Raw genomic sequence first — 19030 nt, forward strand, 5'->3', positions numbered from 1 at the left:
GGGATCGTGGCGGGTGGGTTGCCGAGGTGTTAACGACCCTCCGTCGGCCCCGGGGGCTCGGGGGGCGCAGGTGGCTCCGGGGGTTCGGGGGGCGCGGGGGTTTCCGGGGGGACCACCTGTTTCTCCTCGGCGAAGTGGCAGGCGGAGGCGTGCGCGGCGGGCCCCTCGACGTACCGGAACTCGGCGGGCACCGCCAGCAACGGCACCTCCAGTGCGCACCTCTCCTGGGCCTTCCAGCAACGGGTGCGGAAGCGGCAGCCGGAGGGCGGGTTGGCCGGCGAGGGCACGTCCCCGGTGAGGATCACGCGTTCGCGGTGCTCGCGGGCCTCCGGGTCGGGGACGGGCACGGCGGACAGCAGCGCCTGCGTGTACGGGTGGGTGGGGTGTTCGTAGATCTCGGTGCCGGTGCCCAGCTCGACGATCTTGCCGAGGTACATCACGCCGACGCGGTCGGAGATGTGCCGGACGATCGACAGGTCGTGCGCGATGAAGATGTAGGACAGGTTGAACTCGTTCTGGAGCTTCTCCATCAGGTTGATGACCTGTGCCTGCACCGAGACGTCCAGCGCCGAGACGGGCTCGTCGGCGATGATGATCTCGGGGTTGAGGGCGAGGCCGCGGGCGATGCCGATGCGCTGGCGCTGACCGCCGGAGAACTGGTGCGGGTACCGGTTGATGTACTCCGGGTTGAGACCCACCACGTCCAGCAGGTCCTGCACCCGACGCCGACGGTCGCCCTTCGGCGCCACCTCGGGGTGGATGTCGAACGGCTCCCCGATGATGTCGCCCACCGTCATCCGCGGGTTCAACGAGGTGTACGGGTCCTGGAACACCATCTGGATGTTCCGCCGCACCGCCTTCAACGCCCGCCCGGACAGCTTGGTGATGTCCTGACCCTTGTACTTGATCACCCCGGCCGTGGGGCGTTCCAGGTGGACGAGGGTCTTGGCGACCGTGGACTTGCCGCAGCCGGACTCGCCCACGATGCCCAGCGTCTCGCCCTGGTACAGGTCGAAGTCGACCCCGTCCACGGCCTTCACCGCGCCGACCTGCTTCTTGAACAGGATGCCCTGGGTCAGCGGGAAGTGCTTGAACAGTCCGCGCACTTCCAGGATCGGCTCCCCCCGGGCCACGGGCGTCTCCAACGCGTCGACGCGCTCCTCGTCGGACGGGTCGGACGGGTCGGACGGGGTGGAGGGGGCGGGGACCGGGGCGTCAGCCATGGAGCGTCTCCCTCCAGAAGTGGCAGGCACTACGGCGCTCGTCGGACACCTCGGCCAGCGGTGGCACGTCGGTGCGGCACACGTCCTGGGCCATCGGACAGCGCGGATGGAAGGCGCAACCGGACGGGATGTGCGCGAGGTTCGGGGGCAAGCCCTTGATGGCGAAGAGCTCCCGGCCCTTCTGGTCCAGGCGCGGGATCGATTCGAGCAGTCCCTTGGTGTAGGGGTGGGCGGGGGCCTTGTAGATGTCGTGGACGGGGGCGGTCTCGACGATCCGGCCCGCGTACATCACCGCGATCTTGTCGGCGACGTCCGCGACCACGCCCAGGTCGTGCGTGATCAGGATCAGACCCATGTTGAACTCGCGCTGGAGGTCGGCCAGCAGCTCCATCACCTGGGCCTGCACCGTCACGTCCAGCGCCGTCGTCGGCTCGTCCGCGATGATCAGGTCCGGCTCCAGGGCCAACGCCATCGCGATCATGATCCGCTGACGCATGCCGCCCGAGAACTGGTGCGGGTACTGGGTCACGCGTTCCGCGGCGGCCGGGATGCGGACCCGGTCCATCAGTTCCACGGCCCGGGCTCGGGCGGCCTTGCGGGAGAGTCCCCGGTGCACGCGGTACATCTCGCCGAGCTGGTCGCCCACCGTCAGAACCGGGTTCAGCGAGGACAGCGCGTCCTGGAAGATCATGGCCATGTCGGCGCCGCGGATCTTCCGCCGGGCGTCTTCCTTGAGCTTCAGCAGGTCCTGCCCCCGGAACAGGACCTCGCCGCCGGTGATCCGCCCGGGCGGGGTGTCGAGGATGCCCATGATCGCCTGGGCGGTCACCGACTTCCCGGAACCGGACTCGCCCAGCACGGCCAGCGTCTCACCCGCGTCGACGGTGTAGCTGACGCCGTTGACGGCGCGGGCGACTCCGTCCCTGGTCCGGAACTCCACCCGCAGATCGCGTACGTCGAGCAGCATCGCGGCGGCCTCCTCAGCGCAGCTTGGGGTCGAGGGCGTCGCGGACCGCGTCGCCGAGGGTGATGAACGCGAGCACGGTGACGGCCAGCGCCCCGGAGGGCCACAGCAGTGCGTGCGGGGCGTTGCGGACGTAGGGGGAGGCGGAGGAGATGTCGATGCCCCAGGAGACGGTGGGCGGTTTCAGTCCGACGCCGAGGTAGGACAGCGTGGCCTCCAGGGCGATGTACGTGCCCAGCGCGATGGTCGCGACGACGATGACCGGGGCGATGGCGTTGGGGGCGATGTGGCGCAGCAGCATGCGGGTGTTGGAGGCGCCGAGGGCGCGGGCGGCCTGGACGTAGTCGTTCTGTTTGGCGGTGATGACCGAGCCGCGGGCGATCCGGGAGATCTGCGGCCAGCCCAGCAGGATCATGAAGCCGATGACGGGCCAGACGGTGTTGCTGGTGACGACGGACAGCAGCACCAGACCGCCGAGGACGACGGGGATCGCGAAGAACACGTCGGTGAGCCGGGACAGCAGGGCGTCGGGTGTGCCGCCGAAGAAGCCGGCGAGGCCGCCGAGGGTGGAGCCGAGCAGGGCGACGCCGAGGGTGGCGCAGACGCCGACGGTGACGGAGGTGCGGGCGCCGTAGACGGTCCGGGTGTAGACGTCGCAGCCCTGGCCGTTGAAGCCGAAGGGGTGGCCGGGCGAGGAGCCCTTCTGCGCGTCGGCCAGATTGCAGTTGAGGGGGTTGCCGGAGGCGATGGCGCCGGGCCACAGGGAGATGAAGACGAGGAAGAGGATGAACAGTGCGGAGAGCAGGAAGACCGGGTTGCGCCGGAGGTCGTGCCAGGCGTCGGACCACAGGGAGCGGGGTTTGGCGGCGGGTCCGGTGCCGAGGGGCCCGCCCGGGGTGCGCTCCAGCGTCTCGCCCTCCGCGGTGGCGAGGTCCATCGCCCCGCCCGCGCCGGTCGAGGCGATCGCGCCGTCGTCGGGCAGTTGCTCAGGCATAGCGGATCCTCGGGTCGAGTACGGCGTAGAGCAGGTCCACGACCAGGTTGGCCACCAGGAAGACGAGGACGAGGACGGTCACGAAGCCGACGACGGTCTGGGTGCTCTGGCGGAGGATGCCCTGGTAGAGCTGGTAGCCCACGCCGTGGATGTTGAAGATGCGCTCGGTGACGATGGCGCCGCCCATGAGGGCCCCGATGTCGGTGCCGATGAAGGTGACCACCGGGATGAGCGAGTTGCGCAGCAGGTGTCGGGTGACCACCCGGTGCCGGGGCAGTCCCTTGGCGACGGCGGTGCGGACGTAGTCGGCGCGGCGGTTCTCCGCGATGGTGGTCCGGGTCAGTCGGGTGACGTACGCGAGGGACACCGAGGCGAGGACCAGGCCAGGGACGATCAGCTCGTCGAAGGGTGCCTCGGGGGAGACCGAGGGGCGGATCCAGCCCCACTCGACCCCGAGGAGCAGTTGGAGCAGCAGGCCCGTGACGAAGGTGGGGACGGAGATCACGATCAGGGTGAGCACCAGGATCCCGGTGTCGAAGGGGCGGCCCCGCTGGAGCCCGGTGAGCACCCCGAGGGTGATGCCGATGACGATCTCGAAGAGGATCGCGACGATCGTCAGCCGGATGGTCACCGGGAAGGCCGACGCCATGAGGTCGGTGACGGGCTGTCCGTTGAAGGCGGTGCCGAAGTCGCCGGTGAAGACGTTGCCCATGTAGGTGAGGTACTGCTGCACCACGGGCTTGTCGAGGCCGAACTCCTTCTTGAGCTGGGCGGCGGTCGCCGCATCGCAGGCGCGCTGTCCGCACAGGCCGGCGATGGGGTCGCCCATCACGTTGACCATCAGGAAGATCAGCAGGGTGGCGCCGATGAAGACGGGGATCATCTGCAGCAGACGCCGGATCACATAACGTCCCATGAACGGCTCCAGGGGTCGTGGTGTCCGGGGTGGGGTCCCGGCGCGCCGCGCGGGGCGGGCGGCGCCGGGACCGGTGGCCGGGCGCCGGCGTCAGCTGACCTCGATCTCGTTGTAGACGGGCACGCTGAACTGGTTCAGCTTCACCTGGGAGATCTGCTGGGAGTAGCCGGCGCTGCCGTTCTGGTACCAGAGCGGGATGGCGGCCATGTTGTCCCGGACGACCTCTTCGGCCTGTTGGAACAGGCCGACGGCCTTGGCCTGGTCGGTTTCGGCGTTGGCCTGGTCGACGAGCTTGTCGAAGTCCTTGTTGGACCACTTGCCGTCGTTGGAGGAGGCGTTGGTGTAGTACAGCGGCTGGAGGAAGTTCTGGATGAGCGGGTAGTCCATCTGCCAGCCGGCCCGGAAGGGTCCGGACATCTTCCGGTCGGTGATCTGGTTGCGGAAGTCGGCGAAGGTCCCGATCGGGTTGCCGACGCAGGCCGTGTCGTTGCCGAGTGCGTTGTTGATGGAGTTGCACACGGCGTCCACCCACTCCTTGTGGGAGCCGGTGTCGGAGTTGTAGGAGATCTTCACCTGTCCGCCGGGGAGGCCGCCGCCCTCGTCGACGAGCTTCTTGGCCGCCGCCGGGTCGTAGTCGCAGGAGTCGCCGCAGAGCCCGTCCTGGAAGCCGCCGTCCTCGCCGAGCACGGGGGAGGTCCAGTCGGTGGCGGGGGTACGGGTCTTGTGGAAGATCGTTTCGGTGATCTGCTTCCGGTCGATGGCCCGGGACAGGCCCTGCCGGACCTTCAGGACCTTCGAGTCGGACCACGCCGGGTCGTAGAAGGGGAACGCCAGGGTCTGGATGATCCCGGCCGGGGTGTTGATGTACCGGTCGCCGAGGTCGGCGCCGACGTTGCCCAACTGGGCTGCCGGGATGTCGTCCACCAGGTCGAGGTTCCCCGCGATCAGGTCGGTGTACGCGGTGTTGTTGTCGGTGTAGACCTTGAGGTCGATGCCGCCGTTCTTCGCCTTGTCGGAGCCCGGGTAGTCGGCCCAGGCCCGCAGGGACATCTGCGAACCGTTGGTGTAGGACTCGATGGCGTACGGGCCGTTGCCGACGGGCTTGCTGAGCCAGGCGGCGTGGTCGTCGAAGAACGCCCGGGGCAGGGGGGCGAAGGCGGCGTACCCGAGGGTGTCGGGGAACGTGGAGAACTTCTGGTTCAGCTTCACCGTGAACGTCTTGGGGTCGACGACCTTCAGCCCCGAGAGGGTGTCGGCGCTCTGCTCGCCGGAGTCCGGGTGGACCTTGTCGTAGCCCTCGATGTACCCGAAGAAGTAGGCGTTCTTCTGGTTGTTCTTCAGGCTCGCGCCGTAGTTCCAGGCGTCCACGAAGGACTGGGACGTGACGTCCTCGCCGTTGCTGAACTTCCAGCCGTCCTTGACGGTGATGGTGAAGTTCTGCGAGTCGGAGGTGTCGATCTTCTCGGCGAGCATGTCCTCGGCGGCACCCGTATCGGCGTTGTAGCGCTTGAGGCCGCGGAAGATCATGTCGAGGACCTTGCCGCCCTGCACCTCGTTGGTGTTGGCGGGCTCCAGCGGGTTCTGCGGGTCCCCCCAGGAGGAACTCACGACCCCGGAGCCACCGCCGCCGCCACCGCTGTCGCCGCCGCCCCCGCAGGCCGTCGCCGTCACCCCCAGGACGACGGCGGTCGCCGCCGCGACCCATGGGGCGCGCCTGACTCCACGCATGGAGTGCCTCCTCATCAGGTTCGCTCTTCACTTAGGCCCAAATATCACCTCACTCCTGACATTCCGCATATTCAGCCACCCGGGTGGGTGTACCTACCGGGTGGGACGGCTCGGCTCTGCTCACCGGCGTCCGCTGGAGCCCGCCCCCCGATGGGCCCCAGCGGCACGCGGCTGTCTCCCCGGCCTACCGAGCGGCCTGGACGCTCTCGGTGACTTCCAGGTCGTACGTGCCGAGGTCGACCAGGACGGTGACGTCCCGGCCCTTCGTGTCCCGGCCCTCGTACAGCGCCTGCGGCGACCGGTCCGGGCCGGTCACCTTGTCCTTGGTCGTCATTCCGCACGCGGCCAGCACCCGGCGCAGGTCCTTGTGGTCCTCCTGCGCGAGCCGCGGGTCACCGTAACGGGTCTTGCGCTCCACGGTGGCGGCGCCCTTGCCGTCGCTGTCCTTGCTGACGCTCACGAAATGGTGACGGGGGGGACCCGGCCGGGCCTTCGACGCGTCGCACTTCAGCGTGAGCCACAGGTCGGACATGCTGGTCAGGTTGGTCGGCGGCAGCAACACGCCGGGCGGCCGCACCTTCGAGGGCTTGGCCACGTCCACCTTCGGCTTGCCGGAGGACGCCGGGCGCTCGCTGGCCACCGGTACGGCCGCCGCCTGGACCTCCTGGACGTCCTCTCCCGGGGAGTAGTTCCAGCCGGCCAGGCCGACCACGACCGCCGCCAGCGCGCCGGTGGCCGTCAGCCGGCGGGTGCGGCGGCGGGCCGCCCGGGCCCGGAGCTGTTGCGCCGCGGGCATGCGCAGCACCGCGTCTTCCAACAGTTCTTCCACTCTGGTCATGTCGCGACCACCCCCGTAGCACTCCACTCATGTCGCATCTCTGTCTCCGCCTCCATCTCGCTCAGACGTTCGCCGAGGATCTTGCGGGCCCGGCTCAACCGGGTGCGCACCGCGCCGTTGGACGCCCCGGTCTCCTGCGCCACCTGCTCGATCGGGAGGTCCAAGAGGTGGTGGAGCACGACGACCTGTCGCTGCTGCGGGGTCAGCTGCCGCAGCGCGGTCATCAGGGCGACCCTGTCCTCGGTCGGTTCCGGGACGTCCCGCGGCGGACCGTGTCGGAAGTGGGCCAGTATGCGGCCGCGCTTGCGCCGCCAGGTACTGATCGCCAGACGCAACGCGACCCGGCGCACCCACGGCAGGGGGTCGCCCTCGGCGAGCAGCTTCGGCCAGCGCTGCCACGCCCTGACGTACGCCTCCTGCACCGCGTCCTCCGCCTCCGCCACGTCACCCGTCACCGCGTACACCGTGGCGACCAGGCGCTTCACCGTGGCGGCGTAGAACACGTCGAAGTCGTCCGACACCGCTGAGGTCGTCGCCATCGTCACCCCCGTCCCTCTCCGTGGCCGGCCGTTCCCGCCGTCCTGCCTTAAGCACGCCCGGGGACCGCCGGACGTTACGCACGACTTGGCACGAACCCGCACCAGCACCAGGGAACGACACGGGGGAACGCCGAAGCCCCCCGCTGTGGTCAGCGGGGGGCTTCGGCAAGGATGCGGCCACCGTCCGGGGACGGTGGCCGTCCACCCGGGCTAGCCGGCGTGGACCACGTCCTTCTCCTCCGCGAAGTGGCACGCGGACTCGTGCGCGGCGAGGCTGTCCGTGCCCCGGAGCCGCTCGGGGATCGCCAGCAGGGGCACCTCCTCGGCACAACGGTCCTCGGCCTTCCAGCAACGGGTGCGGAAGCGGCAGCCGGAGGGCGGGTTCGCCGGCGAGGGCACGTCCCCGGTGAGGATGATCCGGTCCCGGTTCTGCCGGGCCTCCGGATCGGGCACCGGCACGGCCGACAGCAGCGCCTGCGTGTACGGGTGGGTCGGGTGCTCGTAGATCTCGGTGTCGGTACCGATCTCCGCGATCTTGCCGAGGTACATCACACCGACGCGGTCGGAGATGTGCCGGACGATCGACAGGTCGTGCGCGATGAAGATGTAGGACAGGTTGAACTCGTCCTGGAGCTTCTCCATCAGGTTGATGACCTGCGCCTGCACCGACACGTCCAGCGCCGAGACGGGCTCGTCGCAGATGATGATCTCCGGGTTCAGCGCGAGGCCGCGGGCGATGCCGATGCGCTGGCGCTGACCGCCGGAGAACTGGTGCGGGTACCGGTTGATGTACTCCGGGTTGAGACCCACCACGTCCAGCAGGTCCTGCACCCGACGCCGACGGTCGCCCTTCGGCGCCACCTCGGGGTGGATGTCGAACGGCTCCCCGATGATGTCGCCCACCGTCATCCGCGGGTTCAACGAGGTGTACGGGTCCTGGAACACCATCTGGATGTTCCGCCGCACCGCCTTCAACGCCCGCCCGGACAGCTTGGTGATGTCCTGACCCTTGTAGAAGACCTCGCCCGCGGTGGCCCGCTCCAGACTCATCAGGAGCTTCGCCACGGTGGACTTGCCGCAGCCGGACTCGCCCACGATGCCCAGCGTCTCGCCCTGGTACAGGTCGAAGTCGACCCCGTCCACGGCCTTCACCGCGCCAACCTGCTTCTTGAACAGGATGCCCTGGGTCAGCGGGAAGTGCTTCTTCAGTCCGCGGACCTGGAGGATCGGCTCACCGCGCTCGACCGGGGCCTCGACGGCGGCGACCGCCTCGGCCTCGGACCGGGCGTCGACCACCTCGACGTCGGAGACGTTGGGCATGGCGGCGTCCTGCGGCTCGCCGGACTTCGAGAGCTTCGGGGAGTCAGCCATGGATCGTCTCCTTCCAGAAGTGACAGGCGCTGCGACGGCCGGGCAGCTCGCCGCCCTCGCGCTCCGTCACCGCGTGCAGCACGGGGATGTCCGTCCGGCAGACGTCCTGCACCGCGGTGCACCGCGGGTTGAACGCACAGCCGCTCGGCACGTGCAGCAGGTTGGGCGGCAGGCCCTTGATCGCGAAGAGCTCCTGGCCCTTCTGGTCCAGGCGCGGGATCGAGTCCAGCAGTCCCTTGGTGTACGGGTGCGCGGGGCGCTTGTACAACTCGTGGACGGGGGCGGTCTCGACGATCCGGCCGGCGTACATCACCGCGATCTTGTCGGCGACGTCCGCGACCACGCCCAGGTCGTGCGTGATCAGGATCAGACCCATGTTGTACTCGCGCTGCAACTCCGCGAGCAGGTCCATCACCTGGGCCTGCACCGTCACGTCCAGCGCCGTCGTCGGCTCGTCCGCGATGATCAGGTCCGGCTCCAGGGCCAACGCCATCGCGATCATGATCCGCTGACGCATGCCGCCCGAGAACTGGTGCGGGTAGTCGCTCACCCGGGACGAGGCGGCGGGGATCTTCACCCGGTCCATCAGTTCGATGGACTTGGCCTTGGCCTCCTTCTTGGAGGCTCCCTGGTGCACGCGGAACATCTCGCCGAGCTGGTAGCCGACGGACAGGACCGGGTTCAGCGAGGACAGCGCGTCCTGGAAGATCATGGCGATCTTCCGGCCGCGGATCTTCCGGCGTTCCTCGGCGGACATGGCGAGCATGTCCTGTCCGCGGAAGCGGATCTCGCCCTGCGGGATCTTCGCCGGGGGCATGTCGAGGATGCCCATGATCGCCTGGGCGGTCACCGACTTCCCGGAACCGGACTCGCCCAGCACGGCCAGCGTCTCACCCGCGTCGACGGTGTAGTTGACGCCGTTGACGGCCTTGACCACGCCGTCACGCGTGTGGAACTCGACGTGCAGGTCCCGCACGTCCAGCAGTGGCCCGCCCTGTTCGGCGGAGTCCCGGGGGCCCGGGACCGGTGCGGTCTTCTCGATGGTGGTCACGTACGCCTCCCTCAGCGTGTCTTCGGGTCGAGGGCGTTGCGGACGGCCTCACCGAGCATGATGAACGACAGCACCGTCAGGCTGAGCATGATCGACGGGAACAGCATGATGTACTGCGCCACGCGGATCTGGCTGCCGCCCGTGGAGATGTCATTGCCCCAGGAGACGCCGTCCAGGCCGAGGCCCAGGTACGACAGCGTCGCCTCCGCCGAGATGTACACACCCAGCGAGATGGTCGCCACGACGATGACCGGGGCGATGGCGTTGGGCAGGATGTGGCGGAAGAGGATCCGCCGGGTGCCCGCGCCGAGCGCCTTGGCCGCCTGGACGTAGTCGGCCTGCTTGATGGTGATCACCGAACCGCGCATCACGCGCGCGGTCTGGGTCCACCCCAGGAACGCCAGGGCGCCGATGACGATCGGGACCGTGCGGTCCGTGAACGAGTTCAGGACGACCATCGCGCCGAGCAGGAACGGGATGCCGAAGAAGACGTCCGTCAGACGCGACAGGATCGAGTCGATGACCCCGCCGAAGTAACCCGCGAGCATGCCCACGAGGCCGCCGAAGAGGGTCACCACCGTGGCGGTGCCGAGTCCGACGAGCACCGAGGCACGGGTGCCGTGGATCATCCGGGCATAGACGCTGCGGCCCTGAGCGTCATAACCCAGCCACTCCGGCGAGAAGACCTTGCTCAGCTGGGGCTTCTGGAGGAAGTGGTTCTGCAGATCGCCCAGCGTGGGGTTGGCACTGGTGAACCAGCCCGGGAACGCGGTGATCGTCAGCAGGATCAGGATCATCACCGAGGAGACGATGAAGATCGGACGGCGGCGCAGGTCCTGCCAGGCGTCGCCCCACAGGCTGCGCGCCTTCTCCGCCTTCGCCTTGGGCTCCGGAGCCGGGTCCACCGCGGGCACGGCGTCCTGGACGGCGGCGTCGGCCGCGGTCTTGGTCAGATCAGGCATAGCGAATCCTCGGGTCCAGGACCGCGTAGAGCAGGTCGACGATCAGGCTGGCGGCGAGGTAGACGAGGACCAGGACGGTCACCAGACCGACCAGGGTCGTGCCCTCGCGGCGCTGGATCGACTCGAAGATCGTGCCGCCCACGCCCTGGATGTTGAAGAGGCCCTCGGTGACGACCGCGCCGCCCATCAGGGCGCCGATGTCGGTGCCGAGGAAGGTGACCACGGGGATCAGCGAGTTGCGCATCAGGTGCACGCCGACGACCCGCCGCTTGGGCAGGCCCTTGGCGACGGCGGTGCGGATGTAGTCCGCGCGCAGGTTCTCCGCGATCGACGTACGGGTGAGCCGTCCCACGTAGGCGAGGGACATCGCGGCCAGCACGATCGCCGGCATCAACAGCTCGTTGAGGTTCGTGGAGTCCGTGACGTTGGGCTCTAGCCAGCCCAGCTCGAACGCGAACACCGTCTTGAAGATGAAGCCGAGCACGAACACCGGAACGGAGATCAGCAGCATCGTGAACAGCAGGATCACGGTGTCGGTGAGCTTGCCGGCCTTCATGCCGGCGGCGATGCCGAGGCCGATGCCGACGATGACCTCGATGACGAACGCGACGGCGGCCAACCTGACCGTCACCGGGAACGCCTCGCCCAGGACGTCGGTGACCGGTCGGCCACTGGCGATCTGCGTGCCGAAGTCACCGTGAAGGATCATGTCCTTCATGTAGTTGAAGTACTGGACCATGATCGGCTGGTCCAGACCGTACTCACGTCTCAGCGCGGCGATCGTCGCCTCGCTGCCGCCCTTGTCGCCGAACAGCCCGCGCACGGGGTCACCGGGCAGGGCGTAGACCATGAGGAAGATCAGCAGGGTCGTCCCGATGAAAACCGGGATCATCTGGAGCAGTCGTCGTGCGACATATCGCCCCATCGTGCCTCCATGTCAGTCACAGCGGCAGCCCTACGGGCCCCGCCCCCGCGAACCTGCTGGAGTTCGCGGGAGAAGGGCCCCCCGGCCGCGCGTCCGTCCCCGGCGGGGCCGGCCCTTGGCGGGCCGGCCCCGGGGGTCACGGGCTGTTTGCGGTTACTTCGTCACCTGGACGTCCGTCAGAACGGGGTCGCCCTTCTGGTTGTACTTGACGTTGTTGACGTTCTCCGAGTAACCAGCGTTGACCTTGTAGTACCAGAGCGGGATGCTCGGCATGTACTCCGGGAGCTTCTTCTCGATCTCCTGGTACAGCTTCGTGGACTCCTCCAGCGTCTTGGCGCTGTCGGCTTCCTTGATGAGCTTGTCGATCTCCTTGTTGGAGAAGCCGCTCTGGTTGCCGTCCGCACCCGTGGAGTAGAGGTCACGGATGAAGTTGGAGTTCATCGGGAAGTCGAGGTTCCAGCCACTGCGGTACAGGGACTTGACCTGCTCCTCGGCGCGCGCCTGGAGGTCGGCCTGGAAGTCGGGCTTGGAGTCCCCGGTGCAGGCGACGCCCGTCGCCTTGGTGATCGAGCCGCAGACGGCCTCGACCCACTCCTTGTGACCGCCGTCCGCGTTGAACTGGATGGAGATCTTGTTGCCCGGGACGCCGCCGCCCTCTTCGATGAGGGCCTTGGCCCGCTTCGGGTCGAAGGTCGTGACCTCGCCGGCGGCCTTCTCCTGGAAGCCGAGCACGCCCTGGGCGACCCAGCCGGTGGCCGGCTCACGGGTCTGCTGGAGCACCGTCTTGGTGATCGTCTCGCGGTCGATCGCCATCGACAGGCCCTTGATGACCTTGGGGTCGATGTCCTTGAACTGCTTGGTGTAGAACGCCGGGGCGATCGTCTGGATGGCGGAGTTCGCCGAGTCGACCGCGCGGTCACCGAGGTCCTGCTTGTAGACCGGCAGGTCCTTCGGGGCGATCTGACGCAGGACGTCGACGTTGCCCGACTTCAGGTCCTCGTAGGCCGTTTCCAGGTTGGTGTAGTTCTTGAAGATCACACCACCGTTCTTGGCCTTGTCCGGACCCTGGTACGCGTCGTTGCGGGCGACCTCGATCTGCTTCTTGTGCTGCCAGCTGACGAACTTGTACGGGCCGTTGCCGACCGGCTTCTGGCCCGCGGCGGCCGGGTCCGCGTAGAAGGACTCGGGGAGCGGCGAGAAGACCTCGTAGCCCAGCTTGTACACGTAGTACGGGAGCGGGGTGGAGAGCTCGATGGTGAAGGAGGTCTCGTCGACGACCTTCAGGCCGGACAGCTCGGTCGCCTTCGAGGCGGAGACCTTGTCGTAGCCCTTGATGTCCGAGAACCAAGCGTTGTTCTTCTGCTTGTTCTTCGGGTTCGCGGCCCAGTTCCACGCCTTGACGTAGGACTCGGCGGTGACCGCGGTGCCGTCGTGGAACTTCCAGCCCGGCTTGAGCTTGACCGTGTAGGTCGTGTTGTCCTTGGTCTCCACCGACTCGGCGTTGACCATCTCGATGGTGCCCTTGCTGTCGTAGCCCACGAGCTGCGAGAACAGGGCCCTGGTCACCAGGCTGCCGTTGGACTCCATGGTGTTGGCCGGCTGGAGCGGGTTCTCCGGCTCGCCGAGTTCCACGGAGAACTTGGCGTTCGGGTTGACGGCGCCCTTGTTACCGCCGTCCCCCTTGCCGCCGTCGCTCTCGCCGCCGCCACAGGCGGTAGCACCCAGCGCCACAACCGCTGCTATGGCGACCCACTTGGCGCTCTTGGCACCGCGCATGGGTTTCCTCCTCATGAGTCCACTTGTTCACTGCGAAAGGGGGCACGCGCGACCACGCCGACACCCCTGACGGCGAAGATCGAGTGCCCCAGTGTGCTCGTGAGTCGGCGCTCCCCACAGCGCATGACCCATTGACCCGAGCTCTACGCGGTCAACTATTAGCCATGGGGTCCGGCCCGACCACACCCTTTTGGTCTCGGTTAGATCACACCTGTCATCTACTTCTCCCAAAATCCGGACAAACCGATCCGATATAGATGGTCGCGAAACGGACGTGTTACATATCTATCGGTCAACACTGTCCGCATTTCGGACAACTTCGGGAGGAAAGCCAGTTGCACAGGTGAGCCTGAGGTGAGATAAGCAACACTCGCCCGTGGTCGGGCGGAGCGGCTCGCAGGCAGAGGTGGGGTCCCCGCGCGTAGAACGGTACCCCGGTGGCATCGCGCTCACACTCCCGGACCCACCCCGTACGGGGGATTCGATCGCACACGGGAACAACTCCGCACCGCCGCAACCGCGTTGGGTGACCGTGTGCTGACCCGCCGTTCAGTCGAGAGTTCGATCACGTTCCGTAGTGCACCATGCACCTGACATGCCGGTGGCGGGCGGTGGAACGCCGAAGGCCCCCCGTGGACGCGGGGGGCCTTCGGACGGTGCGGGAAGGGGCCGCGGATCAGCCGTGCTTGGCCCGGCTGGCCGCACGGGCCCGCTCACGGGCGTCCAGGTTCACCTTGCGGATGCGCACCGCCTCGGGGGTCACCTCGACGCACTCGTCGTCGCGGCAGAACTCCAGCGACTGCTCCAGCGAGAGCTTGCGCGGCGGGATGATCGACTCCGACACGTCGGCCGTGGACGACCGCATGTTGGTGAGCTTCTTCTCCTTGGTGATGTTGACGTCCATGTCGTCGGCGCGGGAGTTCTCGCCGACGATCATGCCCTCGTACACCTCGGTGCCCGGCTCGATGAACAGGACGCCGCGCTCCTGGAGGTTGGTCATCGCGAAGGCGGTGACCGCACCGGAGCGGTCGGCGACCAGCGAGCCGTTGTTGCGGGTCTTCAGCTCGCCGAACCACGGCTCGTGGCCCTCGTGGATGGAGTGGGCGATGCCGGTGCCGCGGGTGTTGGTCAGGAACTCGGTACGGAACCCGATCAGACCGCGGGACGGGACGATGAACTCCATGCGGACCCAGCCGGAGCCGTGGTTCGACATGTTGTCCATCCGGCCCTTGCGGGTGCCCATGAGCTGCGTGACCGCACCCATGTGCTCCTCGGGCACGTCGATCGTGATGCGCTCGATCGGCTCGTGGACCTTGCCGTCGACGTCCTTGGTGACGACCTGCGGCTTGCCGATCGTCAGCTCGAAGCCCTCCCGGCGCATGGTCTCCACCAGGATCGCCAGCGCCAGCTCGCCGCGGCCCTGCACCTCCCAGGCGTCCGGGCGCTCGGTCGGCAGCACGCGCAGGCTGACGTTACCGACCAGCTCGCGCTCCAGGCGGTCCTTGACCAGCCGGGCGGTGACCTTGCGGTCCTTGACCACGGAGGTGGAGGCGCCCTTGCCGGTCGCGCCCCGGCCCACCAGCGGCGAGGTGTTCGTGCCGATGGTCATCGAGATGGCCGGCTCGTCCACCGTGATCAGCGGGAGCGCCACCGGGTTCTCCGGGTCGGCGAGGGTCTCGCCGATCATGATGTCCGGGATGCCCGCGACCGCGCAGATGTCGCCGGGACCCGCCACCTCGGCGGGCTTGCGGGTCAGCGCCTCGGTCATCAGCAGCTCGCTGATGCGGACGTTGGACACCGAACCGTCGCGCTTGATCCACGCGACCGTCTGGCCCTTGCGCAGTTCGCCCTGCTCGACGCGGAGCAGCGCGATGCGGCCGAGGAAGTTGTCGGCGTCCAGGTTGGTGACGTGGGCCTGGAGCGGGCCGTCCTCCTCGTACGAGGGGGCCGGGATGGTGTCCAGGATCGCCGAGAAGAACGGCTCCAGGCTGTCGCTGTCCGTCGGGACCGTGCCGTTCTCCGGCTTGGTCAGCGAGGCGATGCCGTCCCGCGCGCAGGCGTAGACGATCGGGAACTCGATCTGCTCCTCGTCCGCGTCGAGGTCCAGGAAGAGGTCGTACGTCTCGTTGACGACCTCGTCGATCCGGGAGTCCGGGCGGTCGGTCTTGTTGATGCAGAGGATCACCGGCAGCCGGGCGCTCAGTGCCTTGCGCAGCACGAAGCGGGTCTGCGGGAGGGGACCCTCGGACGCGTCGACCAGGAGGACGACGCCGTCGACCATGGAGAGGCCGCGCTCGACCTCACCGCCGAAGTCGGCGTGGCCGGGGGTGTCGATGATGTTGATCGTGATCGGCTCGCCGCCGTCCTTGGGGTGGTACTTCACCGCCGTGTTCTTGGCGAGGATCGTGATGCCCTTCTCACGCTCCAGGTCGTTCGAGTCCATGACCCGGTCGTCGACCTGCTGGTGGGCCGCGAAGGCGCCCGCCTGCTTGAGCATGGCGTCGACAAGGGTGGTCTTGCCGTGGTCGACGTGGGCGACGATGGCGACGTTGCGGATGTCGTGACGTGTTGCGGTCACAGCCATAGTGCGGCGCTTCTCCCAGGGTGAGTGGACGGCTACTCGTACGACTTGCTGTACGACGCCTGCCGGGCTGGACACGCCACGGCCTCACCCCATCGTACGTGGCCCCGCGGGGGGTGGCCGCCGCGGTGCGTGGGGGACGGGGCCACCCACCCCGCGGGGCGGGGAGGCGGATCTGGGGGTAATCCGCTGGTCCGGGGGCGATTCCGGGAGCATTCCGGGGCCAATGGGTGGTCCGACAGTGCAGTGCTGGTGCGCGGGGCGGCAAGAGATTTGAGGATCATCTGAGGATTCCGGTGCGGTCGCCCCGGGCCCGGGGCGGGTCCGGGACGGGTGCGGGCCGGTGCGGGTAGTCCCCCCCGGCCCGGTGCCGAGGGGACGCCTGGCGGCTGGGGCCCCGGGCTTGCGGGCGGGGGGCTCAGGGCTTGCGGGGTACGGACTTCGTGAAGCCGATTTCCTCGTAGCGGGGGGTCTCGAAGCCGAAGGCGCCCGCATTGGCCAGGTTCTTGCGGGCGGCCACCAGCTCGGGGCGCTGGTAGAGGGGGATGGAGCCCGCCGCGGCCCAGATCCGGGCGTCCGTCTGCCGGACCAGCTCGCGGGCCTCCTTCTCGTCCAGCTCACCGGCCGCCTGGTCGAACAGTTGGTCGATGTGGTCGGTTCCCACCCGGGTGTAGTTCTGCTCGACGTTCAGGGACCCGTCGGCCGCCGGGACCGGCTTGGCGTAGATGGGCCGGGCGTCGGTCGCCGGGTACGCGGTGGCCGGCCAGGAGTACAGGGCCAGGTCGTAGCCGCCGGAGGCCACGTGGTCCCGGAAGTAGCTGTCGTCGGCGACCTTCGTGGTCTCCGTGCGGATGCCGATCCGCTCCAGCATCCGCGAGATCCGCTCCCCCACCGCCCGCAGCGCCTCCGAACCCGGCCCGGACGGCAGCACGAACCGCAGGGCCAGCGGCTTCCCGTCCTTGGCGAGCGGCCCGGACGCCGCGCCCGCGGCCGAGGTGGCGTCGGGCGCCGGGGTGTTCGGCGCGGCGGTGCCCCTGGGCGCGTACGCCCCCGGGGCACCGCCCTGTCCGACCCGCTGTCGGTCGGCCCGTTCGCCGTCGTCGGCCGCCGTGGCGAACCGGGCGGCCTGGCGCTGGACCGCCCGCTGCTGGAGCGCGGCGGTGCTGGACGCGGGGGCGAGGACCGCGTCCGTGGACGCGGTGCCCGTCGCGGGGGCGCGGTCACCGGGCTTGGGGTCGTCCCGGCCCACGATGTACGTCCCGTCGCCGTCGGCGTCCCGGACGGTGCCGTCGCCCGCGGCATCGGGCTTCTTGGCGTCGCCCTCCGTCCGCCCCCCGCCGTCCTTGGCGTCCTTGGCGTCCTTCGTGTCCTTGGTGTCCTTGACCGTGCCGCCGGGCACCCAGCCCGCGTCGGCGAGCAGGGCGCGGGCCTCGGCGGTGTCCTGTTCCCCCAGCGCACCGCTGTTGTCGGCGTACGCGGCCTGCCCGGCGAGCGCCAGATGGCTGCCGACCGGTTCCGCGGGCAGCCCCAGCGGCTGGAGGACGACGGTGGCCAGTTCCTGGCGGTCGAGGGCGCGGGCCACCGCCCGTCGCACCCGTTCGTCGGCGAGGGGGCCGGTGGAACCGTTGAGGGCGAGCTGGGTGTACGCGGGCTCCAGCGACTTGCGGACGGTGAAGTTGCGCAGCCCCGCCTGTTCGTCCGCGTAGCTCTCGATGGCCTTGCGGGTCTTGGCGCGGGCGAGCTGCTCCGCGTCGGCCGCCTCCTCGTCGTCACCGTGCGCGATGGCCCAGGAACGCAGGGCCTGGCCCGGGCTCGTGGCGGCGCCCGGGCCGTGGGCGAGCGGTCCCGACGCGCCCTTGTCGCGTTCGGCCAGGCCGATGCGGCGGGCGTCGCCGGGGCCGATCTCGGCGAGGTCCACCTTGCCGTCGGCGAGGGCGGCGGCCCGCTTCTCGCGCGGCACGGCCTTCAGGACGATCTCGTCGAGCTTCGCGGGCCGGCCCCACCAGCGGGCGCTGCGGCGGAGCGTGATCTCGCCGCCCTTCTCGTCGACGCGGTCCACGGCGAACGGTCCCGCCGACACCTTCAGCTTGCCGCGGGCGCCGTCGTTGAAGCCGTCCGGCGTCCCCATGACGTCCTTCGGGTACAGCGGGGAGAACAGCGAGCGCCAGTCGGCGTACCGCTTGGCGAAGGTGACCCGCACCTCCAGGTTGTTCGCGCCGCGCTCGATCCGCTCGATGCGCTCGTACCCGGCGTTGCGGGCCGTCCAGTACGCGGTGTCCTTGCCGGACAGGGCACGCCACTGGGCGAGGAAGTCGTCGGCGCCGATCTCCCGGCCGTCGCTCCACACGGCCTGCTGGTTGAGCTTGTAGAGGACCACCTGCTTGGGCGCGGTGGAGACCACCTTCGCGGACTCCAGGTAGTCGGGGTTGTACGCGGGGCGGCCCCGGGCGTCGAGCCGGAACATCGACGGGAGGGTCGCCTGGGCCACTCGGGTGGTGGCGGGGCCGGCGTCCGCCTGGAAGGTGTTCAGGGTCTCCGGGAAGGCGTCGACCGCCCAGGTGAGGGTGCCTCCGTCGGCGACCCCGGTGCGGGCGGCGAGGGCGATGTCCTGGGCCGCGGCGGGGGTGGAGTCGCGGTCGTCGCCCGATCCGCAGGCGGTGAGGACCGGGAGCGTGAGGGCGCCCGCCGTCAGGAAGGCGACCGAGCGCATGACCGTGCGCAGTCTGAGGCCGTCGTGGGACATCCGTGTACCTCCGGGGTCGCCCGTCCCCCGGAGGTACGGGGCCTCGCGGCGGGGGTCGGTGTGATCACGTGTGGTGATATTTGGAGCTGATCAGATCTATGGCCCCACGGAACCCGACCCGTAACGGCCCCCGACCGCGACACGTCGAGGGACGCGTGAAGCTCACTCGGGCGGCGGAACGATTCGCCTGCGGCGGCTGCTCGGTGGGGTCGGGGTCCGTCGGTGGGGTTCGCGCAGTTCCCCGCGCCCCCCTCGGTACGTCCCGCCGGACGTGCGCTGCTCCGCACCGTGCGCCCCGGTCTCGCGCAGTTCCCCGCGCCCCCGTCCATCGCCGCGCCACCAGGCACCCCGCACGGGATCGGCCCACGCCGGCCAGGGCACACCGTCAGGGGCGCGGGGAACTGCGCGAAGGCACAGCG

At 69.1% G+C, this 19030-nt stretch carries 14 protein-coding genes; all 14 read right to left on the reverse strand.

The genetic code is table 11. The features are described from left to right. Window positions 1-29: 29 nt before the first annotated feature. On the reverse strand, window positions 30-1223 hold the full coding sequence (locus ACFYOU_RS01035; protein WP_391302486.1) for a dipeptide ABC transporter ATP-binding protein: 1194 nt from the start codon (window positions 1221-1223) through the stop codon (window positions 30-32). Then, the gene (locus tag ACFYOU_RS01040; RefSeq protein WP_389765124.1) at window positions 1216-2190 is read right to left on the reverse strand and encodes an ABC transporter ATP-binding protein; all 975 of its coding nucleotides are present in this window, start codon (window positions 2188-2190) and stop codon (window positions 1216-1218) included. Before ACFYOU_RS01040 ends, ACFYOU_RS01035 begins: the two co-directional genes overlap by 8 nt. 13 nt (window positions 2191-2203) lie before the next feature. Further along, window positions 2204-3181 (reverse strand): ABC transporter permease subunit, encoded by a 978-nt coding sequence (locus ACFYOU_RS01045; RefSeq protein ID WP_391302489.1) that lies wholly within the window; start codon window positions 3179-3181, stop codon window positions 2204-2206. Continuing rightward, a complete protein-coding gene (locus ACFYOU_RS01050; protein ID WP_389765120.1) occupies window positions 3174-4097 on the reverse strand; it encodes an ABC transporter permease in 924 nt (307 codons plus the stop codon). The genes ACFYOU_RS01045 and ACFYOU_RS01050 overlap by 8 nt, the downstream gene beginning before the upstream one ends. A gap of 90 nt (window positions 4098-4187) precedes the next feature. Beyond that, the gene (locus ACFYOU_RS01055) at window positions 4188-5825 is read right to left on the reverse strand and encodes an ABC transporter substrate-binding protein (protein ID WP_391302491.1); all 1638 of its coding nucleotides are present in this window, start codon (window positions 5823-5825) and stop codon (window positions 4188-4190) included. 184 nt (window positions 5826-6009) lie between these two features. Further along, a complete protein-coding gene (locus tag ACFYOU_RS01060) occupies window positions 6010-6663 on the reverse strand; it encodes a hypothetical protein (RefSeq protein WP_391302493.1) in 654 nt (217 codons plus the stop codon). Beyond that, window positions 6660-7202 carry a SigE family RNA polymerase sigma factor gene (locus ACFYOU_RS01065; RefSeq protein WP_391302495.1) on the reverse strand — a complete coding sequence of 181 codons (543 nt, stop codon included), beginning with the start codon at window positions 7200-7202 and terminating at the stop codon, window positions 6660-6662. The genes ACFYOU_RS01060 and ACFYOU_RS01065 overlap by 4 nt, the downstream gene beginning before the upstream one ends. A gap of 210 nt (window positions 7203-7412) precedes the next feature. Then, window positions 7413-8573 (reverse strand): dipeptide ABC transporter ATP-binding protein, encoded by a 1161-nt coding sequence (locus tag ACFYOU_RS01070; RefSeq protein ID WP_391302496.1) that lies wholly within the window; start codon window positions 8571-8573, stop codon window positions 7413-7415. After that, window positions 8566-9624, reverse strand: a complete 1059-nt coding sequence (locus ACFYOU_RS01075) for an ABC transporter ATP-binding protein (protein WP_389765111.1) — start codon at window positions 9622-9624, stop codon at window positions 8566-8568. Before ACFYOU_RS01075 ends, ACFYOU_RS01070 begins: the two co-directional genes overlap by 8 nt. Window positions 9625-9635: 11 nt before the next feature. Continuing rightward, a complete protein-coding gene (locus tag ACFYOU_RS01080) occupies window positions 9636-10586 on the reverse strand; it encodes an ABC transporter permease subunit (RefSeq protein ID WP_391302499.1) in 951 nt (316 codons plus the stop codon). Beyond that, complete coding sequence (locus ACFYOU_RS01085) at window positions 10579-11511, reverse strand: ABC transporter permease (protein WP_389765107.1); 933 nt, start codon at window positions 11509-11511, stop codon at window positions 10579-10581. Before ACFYOU_RS01085 ends, ACFYOU_RS01080 begins: the two co-directional genes overlap by 8 nt. 153 nt (window positions 11512-11664) lie before the next feature. Continuing rightward, entirely contained in the window at window positions 11665-13287 is a 1623-nt protein-coding gene (locus ACFYOU_RS01090; protein WP_389765105.1) for an ABC transporter substrate-binding protein, read from the reverse strand. Window positions 13288-13963: 676 nt separating this feature from the next. After that, window positions 13964-15871, reverse strand: a complete 1908-nt coding sequence (typA, locus tag ACFYOU_RS01095; RefSeq protein ID WP_389765103.1) for a translational GTPase TypA — start codon at window positions 15869-15871, stop codon at window positions 13964-13966. 415 nt (window positions 15872-16286) lie between these two features. Continuing rightward, on the reverse strand, window positions 16287-18611 hold the full coding sequence (locus ACFYOU_RS01100; RefSeq protein WP_391302501.1) for an ABC transporter substrate-binding protein: 2325 nt from the start codon (window positions 18609-18611) through the stop codon (window positions 16287-16289). Window positions 18612-19030: the final 419 nt, after the last annotated feature.

Origin of the sequence: Streptomyces sp. NPDC005955 (assembly GCF_042871255.1) — a bacterium.
Classification (GTDB): domain Bacteria; phylum Actinomycetota; class Actinomycetes; order Streptomycetales; family Streptomycetaceae; genus Streptomyces.